We start from the raw sequence: 1,183 nt of genomic DNA, 5'->3' as shown, positions 1-1,183 counted from the left end.
GAGGTAGAGGCGCACGCAAGAGTGCGCCTTCTTAATGTCTGCTAGATAACATTTTCGTACTCGCCTCTAAAATATTCTCTTTGATAAATCTAAGCCTAGCGTTAAGGTCGTTGTTTTCCGTTTTTAACTTTAAACACACCATGCGATTTGCTTCTCGAACTTTGCTATTTTCCTGCTGTGTCGCGGCATCCTTTTCTTCATTGGCTTCGCAACGCTGGTGGCAAGAAGTCTTGTCTTCTACGCCGTACCAGAAACTGAGTGAACAGGTTCAACATGATGGGAACTGGTATCCGTGTGATGTGCAGATTGGCGAGACAGAAAATCTCAGCCGTTCTTTCTGTTTAGATGAGTTTTCCTACTATCAGCAGACGCTATACGGCGAGGCGGTATTCGAAGAAAAGAAAGCGCAATTCTCCTTTTTAACCGAGTATCAGAGACAAACGCTGAGTGAGCTCATTCTTAATCTAAGAAAAGATGGTTTGGTGATGCGAAGCTTAGCAATCGGCAACGAGCAATACGATGTCGCAGCGTCGCTGAAAAACAAATCTGCAGGAGAGGTCGACAAAGAAGTGGTGTTACTGATAAATCGCTACCCGCCAGAGATTGAGAGGTCTATGGTTTGGGTAAAAGCAGATGAGTTTACAGAGCCATCACCGCACGTAGTCATTACTTTACGCAGTGATGGCGAAATGATCGAGTTGCGACTTACTCGGCTTTAGTCTCTTTATGCAAAGCAAGAAATGTCGCCATGGCGGATTCATCTAAAAATCCGTCTGCCTTTTTATGTGCGCGCAGGTATTGGTACCCTGCAATGATCTTTCGATGAAGCTCTTCTTTATCTTCTGTCAGCTCTTCATTCATCACGTGTTGGAAAGCCAATTTATAGGCATCCATATCCACCACTTCAGCACGACGGTAGAGATAACCGCAACCCGTCGCTAACCATTCAAGAGAGCAGTTTGCCCGCATCGCAATCTGATTGGCTTTGGTTAGGCTAGGTTCGCTGCCTTTTAGGTACTTTCGGATGAGCGCTTCCGACACATCAACGCGTCGCGCAAATCCGCTGATGCTTTCTTCGCCAATCAAAGTGGCTAAACGTTGGGCAAAAGACATATTTCGTACTCCAGTTCGAATTGCGAAAGTTTACCCGTTGAGACGATGTGAAAACAAGACTAGGATGAAT

Annotated in this window: 2 protein-coding genes; one reads left to right on the top strand and one right to left on the bottom strand. The window is 45.5% G+C overall.

Features of this window, described 5'->3' with window-relative positions:
* Positions 1–140 precede the first annotated feature (140 nt).
* Positions 141–719 (top strand): hypothetical protein, encoded by a 579-nt coding sequence (locus tag R8O70_RS25750; protein WP_025536625.1) that lies wholly within the window; start codon positions 141–143, stop codon positions 717–719.
* Here R8O70_RS25750 and R8O70_RS25745 read toward each other — a convergent pair.
* Complete coding sequence (locus R8O70_RS25745) at positions 706–1,113, bottom strand: transcriptional regulator (RefSeq protein ID WP_020841910.1); 408 nt, start codon at positions 1,111–1,113, stop codon at positions 706–708. The genes R8O70_RS25750 and R8O70_RS25745 overlap by 14 nt on opposite strands.
* Between the last annotated feature and the right edge of the window lie 70 nt (positions 1,114–1,183).

Origin of the sequence: Vibrio sp. 779(2023) (genome assembly GCF_033344285.1) — a bacterium.
GTDB classification, from domain to species: domain Bacteria; phylum Pseudomonadota; class Gammaproteobacteria; order Enterobacterales; family Vibrionaceae; genus Vibrio; species Vibrio alginolyticus.
Note: the sequence above shows the minus strand (reverse complement) of the source record. Positions and strands in the feature narration are given on the sequence as shown.

Coding starts and splice junctions, on each gene's coding strand:
- R8O70_RS25750 (WP_025536625.1), top strand. CDS start 141: ATGCGATTTGCTTCTCGAACTTTGCTATTTTCCTGCTGTGTCGCGGCA.
- R8O70_RS25745 (WP_020841910.1), bottom strand. CDS start 1,113: ATGTCTTTTGCCCAACGTTTAGCCACTTTGATTGGCGAAGAAAGCATC.